The organism is Sphaerochaeta sp. UBA5849, assembly GCA_002432715.1.
Classification (GTDB): Bacteria; Spirochaetota; Spirochaetia; order Sphaerochaetales; family Sphaerochaetaceae; genus Sphaerochaeta.
The window spans coordinates 1-19,678 of record DJGJ01000067.1; the positions used below are offsets into that span (position 1 = coordinate 1).

Annotated in this window: 17 protein-coding genes and 1 tRNA gene; 14 read left to right on the forward strand and 4 right to left on the reverse strand. The window is 50.2% G+C overall.

Features of this window, described 5'->3' with window-relative positions:
* Positions 1-33: 33 nt before the first annotated feature.
* Positions 34-369, reverse strand: a complete 336-nt coding sequence (locus B3K89_RS11800) for a hypothetical protein (protein WP_345907436.1) — start codon at positions 367-369, stop codon at positions 34-36.
* Positions 370-614: 245 nt separating this feature from the next.
* Here B3K89_RS11800 and B3K89_RS11805 point away from each other — a divergent pair, with 245 nt between their 5' ends.
* From B3K89_RS11805 to B3K89_RS11830, 6 genes are all read left to right on the forward strand, one after another.
* Positions 615-1,901, forward strand: coding sequence for an ABC transporter substrate-binding protein (locus tag B3K89_RS11805; protein ID WP_293893727.1), 1,287 nt, complete (start codon positions 615-617; stop codon positions 1,899-1,901).
* A gap of 69 nt (positions 1,902-1,970) precedes the next feature.
* A complete protein-coding gene (locus tag B3K89_RS11810; RefSeq protein ID WP_345907437.1) occupies positions 1,971-2,849 on the forward strand; it encodes a sugar ABC transporter permease in 879 nt (292 codons plus the stop codon).
* Between the two features lie 11 nt (positions 2,850-2,860).
* Positions 2,861-3,697, forward strand: a complete 837-nt coding sequence (locus B3K89_RS11815) for a carbohydrate ABC transporter permease (protein WP_293893733.1) — start codon at positions 2,861-2,863, stop codon at positions 3,695-3,697.
* 2 nt (positions 3,698-3,699) lie between these two features.
* Positions 3,700-4,845: a glycoside hydrolase family 88 protein gene (locus B3K89_RS11820; protein ID WP_293893736.1), complete on the forward strand. Its 1,146-nt coding sequence runs from the start codon at positions 3,700-3,702 to the stop codon at positions 4,843-4,845.
* Between the two features lie 9 nt (positions 4,846-4,854).
* Positions 4,855-6,855: an alginate lyase family protein gene (locus B3K89_RS11825; RefSeq protein ID WP_345907438.1), complete on the forward strand. Its 2,001-nt coding sequence runs from the start codon at positions 4,855-4,857 to the stop codon at positions 6,853-6,855.
* 57 nt (positions 6,856-6,912) lie between these two features.
* Positions 6,913-6,984 (forward strand) — tRNA-Gly (locus B3K89_RS11830).
* 101 nt (positions 6,985-7,085) lie between these two features.
* On the opposite strand, the gene B3K89_RS11835 is transcribed toward B3K89_RS11830, so the two are convergent.
* The gene (locus tag B3K89_RS11835) at positions 7,086-7,871 is read right to left on the reverse strand and encodes a family 1 encapsulin nanocompartment shell protein (RefSeq protein ID WP_345907439.1); all 786 of its coding nucleotides are present in this window, start codon (positions 7,869-7,871) and stop codon (positions 7,086-7,088) included.
* Between the two features lie 22 nt (positions 7,872-7,893).
* Positions 7,894-8,235: a ferritin-like domain-containing protein gene (locus tag B3K89_RS11840; RefSeq protein WP_345907440.1), complete on the reverse strand. Its 342-nt coding sequence runs from the start codon at positions 8,233-8,235 to the stop codon at positions 7,894-7,896.
* A gap of 340 nt (positions 8,236-8,575) precedes the next feature.
* Between B3K89_RS11840 and B3K89_RS11845 the strand changes: the two genes are divergently transcribed.
* The 8 genes from B3K89_RS11845 (at position 8,576) to B3K89_RS11880 (ending at position 18,686) form a co-directional block, all read left to right on the forward strand.
* Positions 8,576-9,313, forward strand: a complete 738-nt coding sequence (locus tag B3K89_RS11845; protein WP_345907441.1) for a GntR family transcriptional regulator — start codon at positions 8,576-8,578, stop codon at positions 9,311-9,313.
* Between the two features lie 104 nt (positions 9,314-9,417).
* The gene (locus B3K89_RS11850) at positions 9,418-11,340 is read left to right on the forward strand and encodes an AMP-dependent synthetase/ligase (RefSeq protein WP_345907442.1); all 1,923 of its coding nucleotides are present in this window, start codon (positions 9,418-9,420) and stop codon (positions 11,338-11,340) included.
* Positions 11,341-11,577: 237 nt separating this feature from the next.
* On the forward strand, positions 11,578-12,360 hold the full coding sequence (locus tag B3K89_RS11855; RefSeq protein WP_320350413.1) for a hypothetical protein: 783 nt from the start codon (positions 11,578-11,580) through the stop codon (positions 12,358-12,360).
* Between the two features lie 14 nt (positions 12,361-12,374).
* Positions 12,375-13,631 (forward strand): hypothetical protein, encoded by a 1,257-nt coding sequence (locus B3K89_RS11860; RefSeq protein ID WP_320350411.1) that lies wholly within the window; start codon positions 12,375-12,377, stop codon positions 13,629-13,631.
* Positions 13,632-13,843: 212 nt separating this feature from the next.
* The gene (locus B3K89_RS11865; protein ID WP_320350409.1) at positions 13,844-15,463 is read left to right on the forward strand and encodes a Na+/H+ antiporter NhaC family protein; all 1,620 of its coding nucleotides are present in this window, start codon (positions 13,844-13,846) and stop codon (positions 15,461-15,463) included.
* Positions 15,464-15,553: 90 nt separating this feature from the next.
* A complete protein-coding gene (manA, locus tag B3K89_RS11870; protein WP_345907443.1) occupies positions 15,554-16,765 on the forward strand; it encodes a mannose-6-phosphate isomerase, class I in 1,212 nt (403 codons plus the stop codon).
* 56 nt (positions 16,766-16,821) lie between these two features.
* Positions 16,822-18,096 carry a serine dehydratase subunit alpha family protein gene (locus B3K89_RS11875; RefSeq protein WP_298502374.1) on the forward strand — a complete coding sequence of 425 codons (1,275 nt, stop codon included), beginning with the start codon at positions 16,822-16,824 and terminating at the stop codon, positions 18,094-18,096.
* On the forward strand, positions 18,093-18,686 hold the full coding sequence (locus B3K89_RS11880; protein ID WP_293908719.1) for an exonuclease domain-containing protein: 594 nt from the start codon (positions 18,093-18,095) through the stop codon (positions 18,684-18,686). Before B3K89_RS11875 ends, B3K89_RS11880 begins: the two co-directional genes overlap by 4 nt.
* Here B3K89_RS11880 and B3K89_RS11885 read toward each other — a convergent pair.
* Positions 18,646-19,545, reverse strand: a complete 900-nt coding sequence (locus tag B3K89_RS11885) for a phosphatase PAP2 family protein (RefSeq protein WP_293908717.1) — start codon at positions 19,543-19,545, stop codon at positions 18,646-18,648. The two genes, B3K89_RS11880 and B3K89_RS11885, sit on opposite strands and share 41 nt — an antisense overlap.
* Positions 19,546-19,678 lie beyond the last annotated feature (133 nt).

The window sequence follows — 19,678 nt, forward strand, 5'->3', positions numbered from 1 at the left end:
GTCAATATATGCTATATATAAATGATTTATTTTTTAACAAATCCTTACATATCTTTGGGCAAGATTGTTCATCACCTCCTCCTTCACCCGTTCATAGGTGATCAGGTCGTTCTGTGTTCCCTCCGTCTCCAAATAGGCGAGGACCTGGGCATTGGTGGTGCTCCAGCGTATCAGCGAATCGATGGCAACCATGTGCTCCCTGGCTTTCGCCCCGATGAACTGCAGGTTGAATTCAGTGGAGGAGATCTGGCTTTGGAGGGCAAACGACCGAAAGAGGAAAAAGCTGAAGGTGGCCACCAAAAACGCAAGGGTGAGGGTGAATGTCACCGTGATCAGGGTAATTTTTCCCTTCAGGGTTTTCAGTCGCATACAGACCTCCTTGGTAGAGTATGGGACCAGATTCTTGGTTTCCGCAATCAGAAAGCTGATGGATGGGAACATCTTCGGAAAATTCTACAGGTTTGAAGATAAAAGTGCAGGATTTTCAAGATTTGCGGAAAATTGTCAATGTTTTGTCAAGCGAATTACATGGAGTTGTGCCAAAATGGGCCGTACCCTTGATGTTGGAAGCGGGGAATATCCCCGGCTTGTATGAACCGTAAGGAGGTTTAATCATGAAAAAGGCACTCACTATCATTCTGGTACTCTGCCTGGTATTCAGTTCTGTGTTCGCACAGGGAACCAAGGAAGCAGCAGCATCCACGGCCGAAGGTACGACCAACCTCAAGTGGGCATTGTGGGATATAGCATCCACAACCTATTACGAACCGTTGATCAAGGCTTACGAGGCAAAGAACCCGAATGTCACGATCGAAATGCTTGACCTCGGCTCTGCTGACTTTATGACCATGCTGCAGACCCAGCTCTCCGGTGGAGACTCCTCGATCGATATAGTCACCATCAAGGACATCCCGGGATACAACAACCTGGTCAAACGCAATCTCTTGATGAACCTGAACGACAAGATCAAGAGCGAGAAGGTCGACGTTTCCCTGTATGGCGGCACCACCGACCAGATTTCTGTCGACGGCAAGCTCTACGGCATCCCGTTCCGCAGTGACTTCTGGGTTATTTTCTACAACAAGGATGTCTTTGACAAAGCCGGCGTTGCATATCCCGACAACGACATGACCTTTGCTGAATATGATGCACTCGCCCGCAGGATGACCAGCGGCACAGGAGCTGCCAAAGTCTACGGCGCCCACTACCATACTTGGAGATCGGCAGTACAGCTGTTCGGTATCCTCGATGGCAAGAATACCATCGTCGACGGCACCTACAACTTCCTCAAGCCCTACTATGAGATGGTCCTCAGTCAGCAGAAGGATGGCATTGTACAGGATTACGCCACCCTCAAGACCTCTTCCACCCACTACAGCGGGGTTTTCTACAACAACAGTGTAGCCATGATGAACATGGGTTCCTGGTTCATCGCCACCCTCATCAACCAGATCGAGCAGGGCAAGACCGAGGTGAAGAACTGGGGTCTGGCCAAGTATCCTCATGCCGAAGGTGTGCCTGCCGGAACGACGCTTGGAACCATCACCAGTCTTGGTGTCAGCAATGCTTCCAAGAAGAAGGACGCAGCATTTGACTTTGTGAAGTTCGTCACTGGACCTGAAGGCGCCCAGATCATTGCCAAGACCGGTACGATTCCCGCAATCAAGGATGCCGAGGTCGTAAAGATCATCGCTTCCAAGCCCGGCTTCCCCTCCGACCAGGGCAGCAGGGATGCTTTGCAGGTTGCCAAGACCTACCTTGAGATGCCGCTGCACGAGAGAGCCGGTGAGATCGAGGTCGTCCTCAACCAGGTCCATGATGAGATCATGACCAACAACATCAGCATCGATGCAGGTCTTGCAAAGATGAACGAACAGGTTCAGAAGATTCTGGCCAAATAAGTTCTCCGCAGTTTCGGGTACAGGGGGCAAGTGCTCCCTGTACCATAGTATGTACGAGAGGATGGTTTCATGGCCTCAAAGAAAGCTAACTTCAAAAAACAGTTGGTTGCTTATAGTTTCATAGCGCCCAACTTCATCGGGTTTGCCATTTTTACGCTGGTTCCCATTGTATTTGCCGTTGTTTTGGCCTTTCTTCACTGGGATGGTTCAAATCCCATGGAGTGGGCGGGATTGGCTAACTTTTCCGAGTTGCTGCACGACGACCAGTTCAAGGCAGCCTTGAAAAACACCATTGTCTATACCGCCGGTACGGTTCCACTCACCCTGCTGGCAAGTTTGTTTCTCGCTGTGATTCTGAACCAGGGCATAAAGGCCCGTAATTTTTTTCGAACGGTAATCTTTTTCCCGTACATCGCTTCCTTGGTTGCCGTTGCCGCTGTTTGGAATATGATCTTCAATCCCTCCAAGGGACCGGTGAACATGCTGTTATATGCACTTGGGTTCGAAAATGTTCCAGGTTGGGCTGCAGACAAGGATTGGGCGATGATCACCATCATACTGTTCAGCGTCTGGAAGTACATGGGGTATTACATGATTATATACCTTGCAGGCCTTCAGGGCATTAATCCTGAGTTGTATGAAGCGGCAAACCTCGATGGGACAAACGCTTGGCAGCGATTCCGCTATGTAACCGTCCCTCAGCTCAGCGCAACCACCTTTTTTATATTGGTGATGCTCACCATCCAGTGCTTCAAGGTCTATGATATTGTCTATATGGTAACCCAGGCCGGTCCGGGGACTGCCACGTTGGTCCTGGTCTATGATATCTACAACAAGGCCTTCATCAGTTGGAATCTTGGCTCTGCCAGTGCAGTGGCCATGGTGCTCTTCGCCCTGGTACTCGCCGTCACCTTGATTCAATTCAGCTCTGAGAAGCGGATGCACTAGAGAGGCACAGCATGCAAATATACTCCAACAAACAAAAAGTTACCAAGACCCTTCTTTATACGCTCCTCGTGGTGTGTTCGCTTGCGATGCTGATGCCCTTTGTATGGATGCTCAGCTCGTCGCTCAAGCTCGACAAGGATGTTTTTACATTCCCCATCGAGTGGATTCCTTCCAATCCCAGGTGGAAGAACTATGCAGAAATCTGGACCACCATCCCCTTGGCTCAGTTTCTCAAGAACACAGCCAAGCTCACCATCATCGTAACCCTCCTGCAGTTGCTTACTTCCTCCTTTGCCGCCTATGCCTTTGCAAAGTTGCAGTTCAAAGGTCGTGATATTCTTTTCTTGGGATATGTGGCCACCATTGCCATGCCTTGGCAGGTGTATATGGTTCCGCAGTTCATATTGATGCGCTCCTTCGGCCTGAACAACACCCATTTGGCGATCATATTTCTCCAGGCGTTCAGCGCCTTCGGTGTATTTTTGATGAAGCAGTTTTATATGAGCGTACCCGATGAGCTGTGTGAAGCTGCGAGAATCGATGGCATGAGCGAGTATCGGATCTGGGTCCGGATCATGCTCCCGCTCTCAAAGCCGGCTCTCTCCACGCTGACAATTTTCACCTTCGTCAATACGTGGAACGACTTCCTTGGACCCTTGCTCTACTTGACCAGGATGGAGCTCAAGACCATCCAGATTGGCCTGAGGATGTTCATCAGCCAGTACTCCAGTGAATACGGCTTGATCATGGCGGCAAGTGTCGTGGCCCTTATTCCTGTCGTCATAGTCTTTCTTGCTTTACAGAAGTTCTTCGTGCAGGGTGTTGCTACTGCGGGCCTGAAGGGGTAGGAATGAAAGAGATTGCAAACCAAACCGTTCTGAAAGCACTCGATGAGGCTGCAAGCCAAGTCAGAAGGAATCTGAGTTCGTTCACCTACCAGTGTCAGAACCATTCATCGGTCAACAATTTCTATCCCGCAGTCGAGAACAATCAATGGACCTGCGGGTTCTGGCCGGGTGAGGTCTGCCTTGCATATGAACATACCTCCGATCCTGTGTTTTTGCATGCAGCGTATATTCTGTGCGAGAGCTTTCTTTCGCGGATCGAGCAGAAGATCGAGGTGGACCATCACGATATGGGCTTCCTCTATACACCCTCCTGTGTCTCCTTGTACAAGTTGGATGGAAGCCTCAGAGCCAGGAGGGCCGCCCTGCTTGCTGCCGATCAGCTGCTCACGCGCTTTCAAGAGAAAGGTTCATTTCTCCAAGCCTGGGGAGCGATGGGGGCGAAGGGGAATTACCGCTTCATCATCGACTGCCTGATGAATCTGCCTTTGCTGTATTGGGCTGGCGAACAGACAGGTGATGAGAAGTATCGCTCGGTCGCCCTGCGACATACCCAAACCTGTCTTGCCAACTCTTTTCGGGCCGATGGTTCAACGTTTCATACGTTCTTCATGGATCCGGAGACAGGATTCCCTGTTCGTGGTGAGACCTGCCAAGGCTATCGGGCCGATTCCTCCTGGGCCCGTGGTCAGGCATGGGGAATCTACGGTTTGGCGATGAGCTACCGTTATACCTCCGATCCTGCGTGCATCGAGCAGTTCAGAACCTCCTCTGCGTACTTTCTTTCCAGGCTTCCCTCTGATTTGATTCCCTACTGGGATTTGATTTTCACCCAAGGGGATGAGCCTCGCGACTCATCCTCTGCCTCCATCGCAGCATGCGGTTTTTTGGAGATGGCTTCGATGCTTGATGCCGATGAAGCGGCATACTACGTCTCCTGGGCCAAGGCCTTGATGCAAAGCCTCTATGAACACTATCGCGTCACCGATCCGAATCTTTCCAACGGTTTGGTTTTGCATGGTACATATTCCAAGAAATCACCGTATAATACCTGTATACCTGAAGGGGTTGATGAGTGTGTCTCATGGGGTGATTATTTCTACATGGAGGCACTGACCAGGCTCAAGGGTGGTTGGATTTCGTACTGGTAGGAGGCTTGGATGACAAGAAATGAGTATGCAAAGCAGACACGAATATGCTTTCTGGATGACAGGGATGCTGTTGCCCGTTATGTAAAAACCCATGAAGCCGATACGCTGCAAAAAATTATCACCATCGCCGATGATGTGGTCAACCAATCATTCCTTTTCAACCTGCGCTGGGATATGGAACGTACCTTCGAGCCGGTGGTATTTGCAGATGAGATCGACTGGCTCCACCAGAGCGGTGATGACAGCGAGTGGGTCTTCGCTTTCAACCGGATGCGGTTCTGGATCTGCCTTGGACAGGCGTATGCATGCACCAAGGATGAGAAGTATGCCAGGGCGTTCGCCCATCAGTTGTGCGACTGGTGCGGGCGAGTCAAACGTACCGACCCTGCCTGTGCAAAGGCTTGGAGGTCCATCGAGGCAGGACTGCGAATGGAATATTGGACCAAGGCGATGCAGTACTTCCTGGATAGTCCTTCCATCACTGAAGAGGTCATTGATGTCTTTCTCTGCTCGGTTGCCGAGCATGCCCGATTCCTCTATTCGGTGTGGGACAGCTATCACTTGATGAGCAATTGGGGAGTGTTGGAGAACCATGGGCTTTTCCTTGCATCCCTTGCCCTGCCCAAAAGTGAAACCACTGACATGTACACCAAGGAGGCTCTGAGGCGTCTGGCCCTGGAGATACAGATCCAGGTGTACGATGACGGGGTGCAATGGGAGCAGTCTTCCATGTACCACAACGAGGTGACGCACGACTTTTTGGATGTGGTGCTGATGGCCAAGCGGCTCTCTCTTCCGATTGATGAAGTGATCAGAGAGAAAACCCACCTGATGTGCCGTGCCGGCATGGCTTGGCAGAAACCCGACGGGACTGAACCCTGCATGGGGGACAGCGACCGCATCGACCAACGGGATATCGTCAGCAAGGGTGCCTACCTGTATAACGACGGCGAACTGAAGGGAGCCGGGTATCCCCATCTGGATTTCGATTGTGTCTGGGACCTGGGGGCCGAAGCAATTGCGGCGTATGACCGCCTACCGGGAATCAAAATGCAACAAAGGCTCAGCGTTCTCTTTGAAAGCGGGAATGCGATCATCAGGCAAGGTGGTATGTATCTGAGGTTTCACTGTGGAACGCTTGGTGCAGGCCATGGGCACAGCGACAAGCTTCATTTCGACCTTTTTGCCAATGGTGAAGATATTTTGGTGGATGCAGGGCGGTTCACCTATGTACCGAAGGCCGAGCGTTTTGAGTTCAAGGATAGTACCGCTCACAATACCACCACCGTCGACCGCAAGAATTTTACTGTCTGCAAGGATAGTTGGGAGTGTTCAAAGCTTTCGGCTCCTTTGGGTTTCCGAGCGGTACAGAAGGGCCCTTACTGTGCTCTGCAAGGCAGCCATCAAGGATATCTCGATGTCGGGGTGCTTCCCAAACGGACGATTGTCACGCTCGGCGAGGACTTGATTCTCGTCTCTGATGCTTTCTTGAGTGCAGCCGAGCACACATACCAGAGTTACCTCCATTTCAATGACAGCGGCAAGGTGAAACTGACCGATGATGGAACGTTCTTTGAGAGTCCGCTTTCAAAGGTTCAGGTCCTGACGGCCTGTAGAGGGGGTGTCACCCAATTTGTCAAGTCTACCCGCCTTTCACGCCACTACAACCAACTCGTCAACAATAAAACATTGGTAAGCGAGATTGAATCGGTTGGTTTCGGTTCCCTGTTCACCCTGATTTCGGTGAACAAGGCAGGACAGTTCATCCCGGCCAGGATGTCCAAGGTACGGGTGATGAGCAACTTCAAGAAGATTCGTTTCGGTGACGATTGGATTGAGGCGGTAAAAATTCAACGCGGAGATCAACAATGTATCGTAGTAGTTGCACACCAGGAGTGGGCGACCCCCACCGATACCTTCAATGCCGAGGGATGCACCGGCTTTGGTTCTGTTGTTGTGTTCAATACCGCCCAAGGCGAGAAGGAGATAGGTACGAGATTGTTCTGCTAAGATTTTTCCAAGGATATTTACAACCCCTTTCGATTTTGCTATGATGGCTGGACAGTCGCGCTAGTAGCACAATGGTTAGTGCTCGTGCTTCCCAAGCATGAGACGGGGGTTCGATTCCCCTCTGGCGCTCTTGCCCCCTTTGTCTTTGGACCGAGGGGGTTTGTTTTGCCCCAAAGATGAAGGCCGGGTATACGACCCGGCCTTCGAGAGCACATATTGATGGAAATTGGTTACTTGAATACAACGATTGCTTTCGGTTCCAGCACCCTGAAGGTGAAGGACTCGGTTGCAAAGAGGGTGACTTCCTTGGTGTCATGGGTTTCATAACCAAGGGCGAAATCCTGTCCGATGGTCAGTTCGAGATTCTCATTGTTGTAGGGAACCAGAAGAGCCCCTTCCAGGCTGTTGGCAAGCACCACCTTCGAGCCGAGCATCTTCTCCACTCTGTCCAGAAGGCTCTTGCCATAGGAGTCACGGTTGAGAAGCAGCCATGTCTGCCTGCTGACAACCAACGTGTAGGGGCCGTGGATGAAACACTTCTTGAGCAACAGCATCCCTTCTGCAATCGAGTTGAGGATGTCGTTGTTTTCGGTTCCCAATGTCAGTGCCTTATGTGCAGATGACTCCTTCAGGCCCTTGATGCCTCCCTTTGCATACCCGTTGTACACAGCATTCTCCTCAAAGAGGGCCAGCTTTTCCAAGGCGGCATCGAGATTGTCGAAGTCGATGTCCTTCGCGCCACGGGCGAGGTTGTCCAGCTCCCACTTGTTCAGCGAGAAACGAATCCTTGCTTCGGTAAGAGGCTTGGCCGTATAGGTTCCGGCTTTCACCTCGCCATCGTCAACCAAGGCAAGCCTGCCTTCGCTGATCACGGTGAAGTCGATGCCCTTCGGACCGTCGACATCAACCACCTTGCGGGCGGTAAGGCGGGAGAGCAGTACTTGTTTTGCCCGTGCTTCTATTTCGGCCCATGCTTGTGCGGAAAGAGGGGCGAGTTCGCGTTTAAACATATCCATAGTCAACTATCCTCCAATGGTGTTATTTCAGGTCGCCGATCGACAGTGAGGAGACGCCGGCACCACTAGTTGCTGCACCGCCTTCCTCGACATCCAGCACGGAGCCGGAGGTGAACAGATAGGTCTTCAACTCATGGTCCCATCCATCCATGTTCCTTCTCAGCCACTCCAGAGTCATAACAGCATGCTCAATCTCTTCATCACGGTTGTGGGCCATGATGCCTTTCAACTCGGAATCGTTGGTCGTGTTTACTCTCTGGTTGTACCAGTCAACCGCCTCAAGTTCTTCCCTGAGACTGGTTATTGCACGAGAGATGTCCCTCGTTTTTTCGTCTATTGCATCATACGGTTCAGTGTAAGCCATTGGTTCCTCCTGTTAAGACATTGTATCAATATCTATAATACTCATACTTCAACAAGAAAGAAAGGGTCTTGACCCAATCATCAGCAAGTCATCGGAGTGCAGGGGAGGAAAAACCTCTCTGTTTTTGCCTGCTTGTATGGAAAAGCCAAGAAAATCATGCTCTCAGCAAATCAATGAAATATTAGTATTTTATAAACTGTACATAGAGTACAATAAAGTATCCATAGGATATGTAAAACGTATCCTAAATTAAGTCAAAATCCTTAATGAATTGATACAAAATTTGTATTATACTTATGATACAAAACAACTCCTGAACTTGCACTATCCGGAGGCTCCTATGGCATTGAAATTCAAGCATGTGTTTACCCAGCTTCAGATGAAGATCATTTTCGGTGAATGGCCGGAGGGCTACAGGATTCCTACTGAAATGAAATTGTGTGAGCAATACGGTGTGTCCCGGGTGACCATTCGGAGGGCTCTCGATGGCTTGGTAAACCAAGGATACATCTCACGAACGAGAGGCCGGGGGTCTTTTGTATTGTTCAAACGATCGGTTGTCGGTTTGGGGTATCCTCAGATTATTGAGTCTGAATCAGAATTCGTTCCGAGAGGCACGTACAAGATTCTTCTGAAAGAGCAAGTGGAGGCTTCGCCGACCGATAAGGAGCAGTTCAACCTTTCGGACAGTCCGGAGGACAGGATGATGTGGCACTTCAAGAGTCTGCACATCGTCGATGGAAAGCCTTCAGTCTTGAGTGATTTTTACGTATCCCCCCGGTTTGGTTCCAGTTTGGCTTTGCTTGATGAGACGAGCGACCAATCCTTCTTTGAGATAGTAGGAAGAAAAACCGGACAGCGCTGCCACTTCATCAACGGCAAGGTGGCTGCAATCAATCCCAATGAGGAGATCTGCAAGCAACTCGGCATCGATTGCAAATCAGCAAGCCTGTGGTGCAGGGGCCTGTGTGTACTGGATGATGGGTCCTTGGTTGGACGCTGTACGAAGGTTTTCAATGGTTTGATGTATGAGTTTGCGGTGGAGTGTGAGTCCGGTCTGCATATCGGAAGTGCCTGATTCACCATAATTTCATGATTAGCCTCTTCTCTTTCCTTGTGTTTTCTTGACATCTGGGGTATACGTGTAAGTATAAAAACACTTGGACATAAAAGGGGCTTACGATGGAAAGAACGATTATTCAGATGCTGCACGATGCAGCTCAGAAATACGGGGACCGGGCCTATACCAATACGAGAATGGAAGCAGGCTGGCAACCCTGTTCTTTTAAGCAAACCGATATTCAATCCGATTATGTTGCTGCCTACCTGCTCGATCATGGCTTCAAGGCTGAGCAGACCGTGGGCATTCTCAGTGAAGGAAAGAGCTCCTGGGTTACCTGTGAGCATGGTGCCATCAAGGCAAAGATGATCAGCGTTCCTCTGTCCATCAAGCTGACACCCGAGGAAATTGCTTTCAGGATCAACCACAGTGAGGCTGTAGCTTTGGCAGTCTCTTCCAATACGCTGGGTAATGCTGTCAAGGCATTGCCGTTTTTCGATCACCATGTCATGTTCATCTACCTCGACGAACAGGATGATCGGTTGGAGAGCCAGATACGCCAGGCCGGCTGGAAGCAGGATGTCGACTATGTCCCCTATCAGACGATGCTCTCCGATGGCCAGGCCCTGCTTGAGAAGCAGCCGAAGCTGGTCCGTGATGTTGAGGCGACGATCAGCGAGCAGGATACAATCAATATCTGTTACACCAGCGGGACGACCGGCAATCCAAAGGGCATCATGCTCACCCATGTGAACTACTGGGTCAACTCCCACGATGCAATCGAGCTGTTCCAGCTTCCCGATGCGCAGTTTGAGACCTTGGTCGTCCTTCCGGTCGACCACAGCTTCGCCCATACGGTGGGAATCTACACTTCGCTATTGCGGGGCATCACCTTGCACTTTGTCGATTCACGGGGTTCCAATGCCGCAATCATCCGCAATTTCCCCAAAAACCTTGTGGAGTTGAATCCGGTGTTCCTGATGACCGTCCCTTCCATCACGGGCAACTTCATGAAGAAAATGATTCAGGGGATTCACCAAAAGGGTTCATTCGTCGAGGGTATTTTCAACAGGGGCTTGGAGGCAGGCATGCTGAGAAACGGCGATGGCTTTCACAAGGGTGGCACTTGGATCCGCATCAAGACATGGCTGCCGTATACCTTGGCAAACCTGTTGGTCTTTCCCAAACTTCGTAAGATATTCGGGGATAAGATGCTCTACTGTGTAGGCGGTGGAGCATTGCTTGAAGCAAAGCAGCAACGTTTCTTTGCTGCCATCGGAGTCCCTGTTTTCCAAGGCTACGGCCTTACCGAGGCAGCCCCGATTATCAGCAGCAATACTCCTCATCGCTACAAATTTGGTACCAGCGGCATGGTGGCCAAGAGCGAGATTTGCAAGATCATGGTGGACGAGACCACCGAGGCAAAGGTCGGACAGCGCGGCGAGATCGTCATCAAGGGCGAGAATGTCATGAAGGGGTATTTCAAGAACCCTGCTGCAAGTGCCGAGGTGTTGCGTGACGGCTGGCTTTGGACCGGCGACCTTGGCTACTACGACGAGGATGGGTTCCTGGTTGTAACCGGCCGGGCGAAGGCTCTTTTGATCAACAAGGATGGCGAGAAGTATAGTCCGGAAGAGGTTGAGGAAGTGATGGTCAACAACCTTTCAGTGTTGAATCAGCTGATGGTGTACAATGATCATCAGATGATCACCACTGCCTTGGTTACGCTGCAGGAGGATGTTGCCACCCGCTTGATTGAGGAGAATGGTTGCAAGAGTGCCGAAGAGGCTTTGGACGTGCTTGTTGCAGAGCTGAAGTCCTACGAGCCGCAAGCTTCAGCCATCCCCGGTATGTGGATTCCTTCCCGGTTTGCCATTATTGAGAAACCGTTCAGCGAGGCTGACGGCCTGGTAAACTCAACGTTGAAGCTGGTCCGTTACAAGACGGCAGAATTCTACAAGGATAGGATTGCAACCCTGTATGAAAGTGAGGAAGCGAATAGAAAAGCAAACATTGAGGTGATCAAGCACTTGTTTTTCAAATAGCAGATACCCACAAAACCGGTATACAAGCTGAGACGAAAGTTTCTGCTTGTACAGTTGGTGGTCTACAGTGGACAATACTATGAAAATGTGTAACGCTTTAGCTGTAAGTTAGTTTTCCAAGTATGATGATATGACATATCTGACATATCGCCTGATAGTTGCCGTAAGATATCCTTTACTTGCATGCGTGATGGAGTGGGAAGATACCGTATGGTTCCCCCACAGAAGGAGGGCATCATGAAGAAAATGTTCGTACTGGTTTTGTTAGTACCTATGCTAACAATCGCATTCATTTCCTGTGACGCTGATATGCGTTCCAACCTAGCCGGTTTTATGGGCAACTTCGGTGGGAATGTGTATGTAGAGAGCGGTCTTGTTGAAGCTTCAATAGAAAATGTTGAAGCAGTAAAGACCTTGGCGACATCACTTGGTACCGGGAGTGGCGTTGCCAGTGTATCCGGTGGAGGGACAACCTCAGAGTTTGGGACCTCGGTTACTGTACCTGCTGGAGTTACTGTAATCTTGATTCCTCAAAATGATGACGATCGTTCTAGTTTGAACAATAAGCTTGCAGATGCAATTGCATCACCGGATGAAGAGAAAGCTTTGGTTGAGGCAATGAAGAATCCCGCTACTTCAGAACAGCAAACCGCAGTGGTAGGAACAGTAGCCACTTTTAATGCGACTTTACAGTCTGTAATAGATGACTTGGATTCTTCGGATGAAAACGATGCTAAGGTTATTGAGCTGCTTGAGACTCTCGCAATCCCTACACCGGATGCGGAGGGAATCACCCAAGGAGATGTCGTAGTTCTCCAGATGATGGCCAATATAGTAAAAACTGCGGTTGAGACAATAGAATCTTCAACTGATCCTACTGACGATGAGCTTATTGCTTTGGCTGCTGATGCGTCATTCACCGCACTGATTGCAGGAAAGTTGACTGACTCAACTTCCATTGATTTTTCTGGACAACTGAGTTTGCAAAGCTTGCTTGATAGCTATAACTCAGGAACATAAGGAGGAAGTGCATTATGAAATCAAAATATTTTATTCTTATTGCTGCTTTATTTGTGCTTGGCATGGCACCTCTTCTTGCTGTTCCAACTGACTATAGCCCAACTAATCCTACTTACAAACAGTCGGCTGAGCCTTTTATCGGGACGAGTGTAAGATTACTTGGCATGGGTGGTGCTGGCCTTGGGGTGAAGGGGTATTATGATAGCTTCTTGGTTAACCCCGCAAACCTTGCAAAAGCCGGTTTTAATTTCTCATTTCCTTCTATAACGGTGACGGCATTCAATCCCAAGGCAATTCTTGAGAGTGGGATGATTGAAGACTTCGCAGAGGGTGAAGATGGTATGGTTGTTGGTGCTGAAAAGTTTCTTAATACCATCAAGAAAGTCTATGGTGATGTTCTTACTACAGATATTTCTACAACTATTACTTTAGGAAGTTTTGGGTTGTCATTGCAGGCTCAAGAGCGGTTGATGTCATACAAAACTGATTATAGAATAACAGATACCAATTTGATTGCCCAGGTTACGACTGCCGCAACTGTCGGTTTCGGTTTCCGAATCAACCTTGCTGAGAAGGTGAGTATCGACCTTGGGGTTGCTGCCCAAGCAGTCTACAAGGTATATCTCGAGGCGCTCAGTGGAAATACCATCATCGACATGATTAACAATGAAGATGATTTTGGTGATAAATTCATTAATGATATGCCTCTCATTGGTGGGTATGCACTACCTCTTTCTGCTGGTGTCAACTTCAACCTTCCGGGCGGGCTGACGCTTTCTACTGTGGCAAAAAACTTGAATGGTAATTATACAATGAATACCTTTCAGTCGATGAACGATTGGGCTGAAGAGGTTCTCAATGAAAGTTTTGGGGATGATACAAGTGATGATGCTTTCTTCACGTCTACCAGCTTCACTATTGACTCTGAATGGACACTCGATACCGGCCTTACTTGGGAGCCGAATATTGGTTCCTTGATCCGACCCATCATTGCAGTCGATGTGTTGGATGTTCTTGCTCTCTCTGGAAAGACTGGAGATGATTTGACAAATGCACTTCTCTCTCAAGTACGATTTGGAGCCTCTGCAAGGTTGTTGAGTCTGTTTGACTTCCGGTATGGGCTAAATCAGGGCTATCAATCAATCGGCGTTGGATTCGATTTGCTGATCTTCCACATCGATGCAGCCTATTACACACTGGAATATGGTTCAAGAATCAGTGGGAAGCCAATCGATGCACTCTCACTTCGATTCTCGCTCTTCTCTCGCTAGGCGTTTCTTCTACTCAACTGGAATGCCCTCCCTGCAAAGGAGGGCATTTCCACGTGCGCTCGGTAGGGTAATTGTAGTTCTGTTATTTTGATAACATTCTGTGTAAAATTTCATAAAGTTGCATGTATCGACCTATACTTTGTAACGAAAGCCGTGTTATAGTCACGCTATATCACACAGAGAGGGGCTTTCACCCTAATTGAGAGGTCAATATGACAAGTTTTGGAATTTGGGGACTTATTCCTCCCGTTCTCACCATTACCCTTGCCTTTATCACCAAGGACGTAATGGTATCCCTGTTTCTGGGTATTTTCTCTGGTGCAATCATTGTAGCCGGTGGTAATCCCTTGATGGCAATCATCAATCTTACCGACATGATTGCAGGTTCACTCAATGATGGATGGAACATCCGCATCTTCCTCTTCTGTGCATTGCTCGGCGGCTTGGTCGGTATGCTCAGCAAGACAGGTTCCGCCCATGCCTTCGGCCGGTGGGCAGCTGACAAACTGCATACCGAGAAGACCAGCCTTTTGATGACCTGGTTCTGCGGACTCTTGATCTTCATCGACGATTACTTCAACAGCCTTGCTGTGGGAACGGTCATGCGCCCGATCACCGATAAGAACAAAGTAAGTCGTGCGCAGCTTGCCTACATCCTCGACTCAACGGCCGCTCCTGTGTGTATTCTTGTACCCATCTCCAGCTGGGTCATCACGGTGATGTCGATTGTCAAGGGTTCTGAAGGATTTGAAGCTCTCGGGGTAAGCGAATTCTCCTTCTTCATGCGCTCCGTACCCTACAATCTATATGCCCTGCTTACCATTCTCATGGTATTGGTCATTATCTTGACCGGTAGGAATTACGGCCCCATGGCCCGCAGCATCGCGTACGCCAAGGAAACGGGCAAGCTCTACAACGAGACCTATGGTCCCGCCCCTGGTGAAGTGGACATCGGCGGCAATGAGAATGCAGCAAAAGCAAAGCCCTTGGACATGCTTTTCCCCATTCTTGTGCTCATTGTCTCTGCAGTGCTTCTCTTCCCGATCACCACATACCTTGGTGCCATCGATGGGGAGAGCATCACCAGCTTGGGTGCGGCAGCAGCCTCCATGTCCCTCGGTGATGCCTTCAACAACACCGACGCATCCATGGCCCTCTTCTATGCAGTCATTTTCACCTTGGTGATCTCCTACATCTACTACACCGCCCGCAAGCTCTTCACGATTAAATCGGCAAGCGAAGCCATCGGTGACGGTATCAAGTCGATGGTGCCCGCACTGATCATCCTGACTATGGCTTGGACCATCGGGACAGTCATCAAGAGCAGCCCGGAAGACGGAGGTCTCGGCCTTGCCGCCTTCCTCAGTGATGTGGTGGTCGGTGGAGGATTCCCGATTGCTCTGGTCCCCGTCATTGCCTTTGCGCTTTCTGCCCTGATCTCCTTCTCAACCGGAACTTCATGGGGCACATTCGCCATCATGATCCCGATTGTAATGCCCATCGCTGTCGGCCTTGCCCAGGCAAAGGGTCTCGCTGATTCCGCTCTGCTCAACGCAGCAATGATCAGTGTAAGTGCCGTCCTCGGCGGCTCGGTCTTCGGTGACCACGCCTCCCCGATCTCCGACACCACCATTCTCTCTTCCACTGGTGCAGGATGTCCCCACCTTGAGCACGTAGCAACCCAGATGCCGTATGCCGTTACTGCAGCAATCTGTACGTTGGTAGGATTCATTTTCGGCGGCATCACTCTCAACGTCTTTGTAGCATGGTTGGCAACACTCATTTGCTTTACCGCAGCGATGGTGTTCCTGCCCCGTTACTACAAGAAATAAGAAGTCGTTTCTTCTGCTTGGCCCGCCGTCCGGCGGGCTTTGTCTTGCCCTAGGGTCGTAAGCCTCCTATACTTGTATAAGGAGGACGGTATGGACATAGTTCAAATTCAGGGACACATCAAGGAGTATGAGTGGGGCAACAACTCATTCATTCCCGCTCTTCTCTCTCAAGCAGAAGATGGAAAGAGCAAAGCAGAGCTCTGGTTTGGTACACATCCAAGCGGCGATGCCAAAGTCGTTGAAAGTGATGAACCGCTTTCTGCGTTTCTTGCAAAGGACAGTCTTCATTGGTTCGGGCAGGAACATGTGGACTGCTTTGGTGAACAGCTTCCCCTCTTGTTGAAGGTTCTGGCCATCGACAGGCCCCTCTCCATCCAGGTACATCCTACCAAGGCACAAGCTGAAGAGGGGTGGGCCAAGGAAGAACTGTTCCGTGCCCATCACAGCAAGGAACTTTGGAACTACAAGGATCCGAATCGTAAGGCCGAAGTAATCTATGCTCTTACTCCTATTACGGCAATGTGTGGTTTCAGGCCGCTCAAGCAGATCATCCCTACTTTGAAACTTCTCATTCCCAATGGGTATGAGAAACATTTCTTGTATTTGGATAAGGAAGTTGAAGATCCAGACACACTTCTTGCAAAATTATTTGAAGACATCTACACCATGCCGCCCGAGGTGCTAGAAACGCTCATCAGTGAGTATATCGCTTCCTTGAAACAGCACGAGGAGCTTCCCTTTGCAACCGGTGACGGCGCCTTTTTGGAGAGCAAGGGCATCGTACTCTCCTGCTATGGCGCCTATCCCAAGGACCCCGGATTGTTCTGCCCCTTTCTTTTGCATGTCAAGCACCTGCATCCGGGTGAAGCCCTCTATTTGGAGCCAAGGACGCTCCATGCATATGTACTGGGCAACGGCATTGAGCTGATGAGCGCCTCGGACAATGTTCTGCGCGGCGGCCTTACCAACAAGAAAGTGGACGTGAAGGAACTGATGAAAATCTTGGAGATCAAGGGCAAGGAAGTAGAGAAAGCTCCGATGCTCATTGGCCGTTCGGGACGGCTTCACGTACTCACTCCCACCGAGGAGTTTCACCTGATGGTGCTCAAGAGCGGGACCTACCACATCAATGAGCGAAGGAGCATCGAGCTGTTGTTCGTAACGGAAGGGCAGGCGGTATTCCAATCATCCACTGAGACCCGTACGCTGCAAAAAGGAAGTTGCCATGTGGTTGCGGCCTCTCTCTCCTCCTATACCTTGGATGTGGAGGGAATGCTCTTTATCGCCGACGTACCCCGCTGATCATTTTTCTCTCTTTGGGGTTGGAAAGCCGGTTGGCCTGATGCTATAGTCCTCATATGGATGATTACCTGAAGGTATTGTATAAGGAGATGCGCCCTGCAATGGGGTGCACGGAACCTGCAGCCTCAGCCCTTGCAGGTGCGAAGGCCGCTCAGTTGTTGGACGGATATCCCACTACCTTGCACGTGGTAACGAGCAGGGATATGGTGAAAAACTCCATGGGAGTGGGTCTGCCGAATTGCTCACTCAAAGGAATCCAGGCGGCAGTGGCTCTTGGTGCTGCAGGCGGTGATGTTGAGAAAGGCTTAAGTATTCTCAGTGAGCTGACCGAAGAACAAATTCAGCGGGCGATCTCCATGCCGGTTTCGCTTTCCATAGATGCAGAAGTCCCTTCTCTGTATATCAAGGTGATCGCTAACAATGAGACAGGCTCTTCTGTGGCTGTGATCAGCGGTGAACACGACCGGTTCAGCTATCTTGAGCAGCATGGGCAGGTTCTGCTCAGCTTGGCAGTCGATGCCTGTGGTTCCTCCTTGGAAGAGGAGGATGAACAGTATATGGGCGGCAGTTGCTTGTCGGAATTACTCGCATGGGTCCAAGAGGCACCCCAGGAGGCCTTGGATTTGGTCCTTGAAGCCAAAGAGACCAACATGGCCATCGCCCGGCATGCAATGGATCACCCCTACGGACTGTCCGTAGGCAGAATTGCCGCCGAGCCGATCGGCAAAAACCCTTCCAGTCTCGCTGAAGCCTTCAGCCTTGCTTCCGCAATGGCGGCTGCGGCCAGCGATGCACGAATGGCTGGGTGCCCGCTTCCAGTCATTATCAACAGCGGCAGCGGAAACCAAGGCATCACCCTGACCGTTCCCTTGGCTGTTGTGGGTTCATACCTACAGTGCAGTGATGAGAAGCTGGCCAAGGCCCTGCTGCTCAGCCAATTGGTCGGTCTTGCCCTGACTGCCAGAAAAAACAGGCTCAGCGCCTTGTGCGGTGCTTTTACGGCAGCCATCGGTACTGCGTGCGGGTTGGTCTATCTGCTCGATGGCACGCTTGTAGAGATGGACAGGGCTTTCAACACCATGGTGGGCAACCTGACCGGCATCATCTGTGATGGGGCGAAGATGACCTGTGCCTTGAAGATTTACAGTTGCGTGGAAGCTGCGAACCTTGCTTGCAAACTCGCTATCAGAGGTATTTCACCGGGAAATGAGAGCGGTATAGTAGGGAAAAGCAGTAAAGAGACCATGGATTTCCTCTCAAGGATCAGTCGAGAAGGGATGGAGGAGACGGATAAAACGATTCTTTCCATCATGTTGGGAAAACAAGCATGAACTATGTTGCAATAGATTTTGAAACGGCGAACGGGTATCCAGGTGGAGCTTGTTCAGTCGCCTTGGCCCGCTTTGATGAAGAGGGGGTGTTGCTGGATACCTATTATTCACTCATCCATCCCAAGCACCCCTATTTCGATCCGGGCATGACAGTGGTGCACCAGCTCAAGGATGAAGAGTGCCTTGCCGCCCCGCAGTTTGATGGGATTTGGCCGGCCATGCGCGACTTCATCGCTAAAGATCTTTTGGTTGCCCATAATGCCGTTTTCGATATGAGCGTACTGAAGGGCTGCTTCGAGGTCTACGACCTGGAAGCAAGGCAGATGCCGTACCTCTGTACGTTGACCATTGCAAAGAAGGTTTGGCCGAAAATGCTCAGCTACAAGCTGGCCTATTTGGTTGACTACTTTGGGATGGAGTACCAGGCACACTATGCCCTCGATGATGCGATCATGTGCGGAAAAATGATGCACAAGCTCTGTTACGGGCACCTCAACGAGATGCTCGACCTCAGACGCTTCTTGATCACCAAGGGCATCGAGCCGAAGTTTATCGAGAACCAGCGAAAAGGCGGAGATTTTTTCCTATAAGTGGATAGAGTCCTGTTGCCCATAGTCCCACCATTGTATAGCGAAGGAATGCTCCAAGTGCGTACAGCGACTCTGGGATCACCGCTTTGGCTCCCATGAACACCAAGATTCCGATCAGTCCGAGTAGATAGCGGAGAATCTGTTTACTTCTCTTCTCCTCGACAATGAAACCTACTTTTTTACTCTCCAAAACAAAACCCAGGTAGCCGCCGCCACCAAGGGCGAAGACTTTCATGAGATCTGTGAAAGCAACTTCATCAATCAGGCTCAGGTTGAGGAGAATCGCTGTTATAGCCCCTGCGACGAGGGAAAGAGATCCGATCCACATGCTCAGGCGTATACGCTTTTGCATGTCATCGTACAGAGCATTCAGGTAACGGCTTACCACGAAGCTGACGGTCACACCCAGCAAAAGCCCTGCGAAGACATCGATCGGCCAATGTACGCCCAGATAGAGGCGGCTCAAGCCTACGAGTACCATCATGACTGCACAGAAAATGCTTACCGAGCGCTTTTTGAAGGTAAGGGCGAGAGCGGTGTAGAAAGCTGATCCGGTGGTGGTATGTCCGCTGGGAAATGAATAGCCGGTAGCCGTTTCCAGACGCTTGCCGCCTATGGATTCGAGTACCTGAAACGGCCTTGGAGCACGGACAATGGCTTTGAGGATTCCCATGCCGAGGACGGCAAACAGGACTGAGGTGAAAAGTCCAAATCCTTTCTTCTTGTCATAGTTGTAGAAGATGTAGAGAATGACTGCTATGACGAAGGTCTGTTCGCCCACAGCGGAGGCGATGTTGGCCAGAAAATCAAGGGTGGGGTTTGCAATGTTGAGAAAGAACAGCATGATGGATTCTTGCATGATTGACTCCTTGAAAGCAGTATACGGGAGGAGAATATGTATGGCAATCGGGTAATCGGCAATCCAGTTGACAAAAGCATGCGTTTCGTGTAGGTTCCAAGAGTGCTTTTTTGAGGGTGTAGCGAAGCTGGTT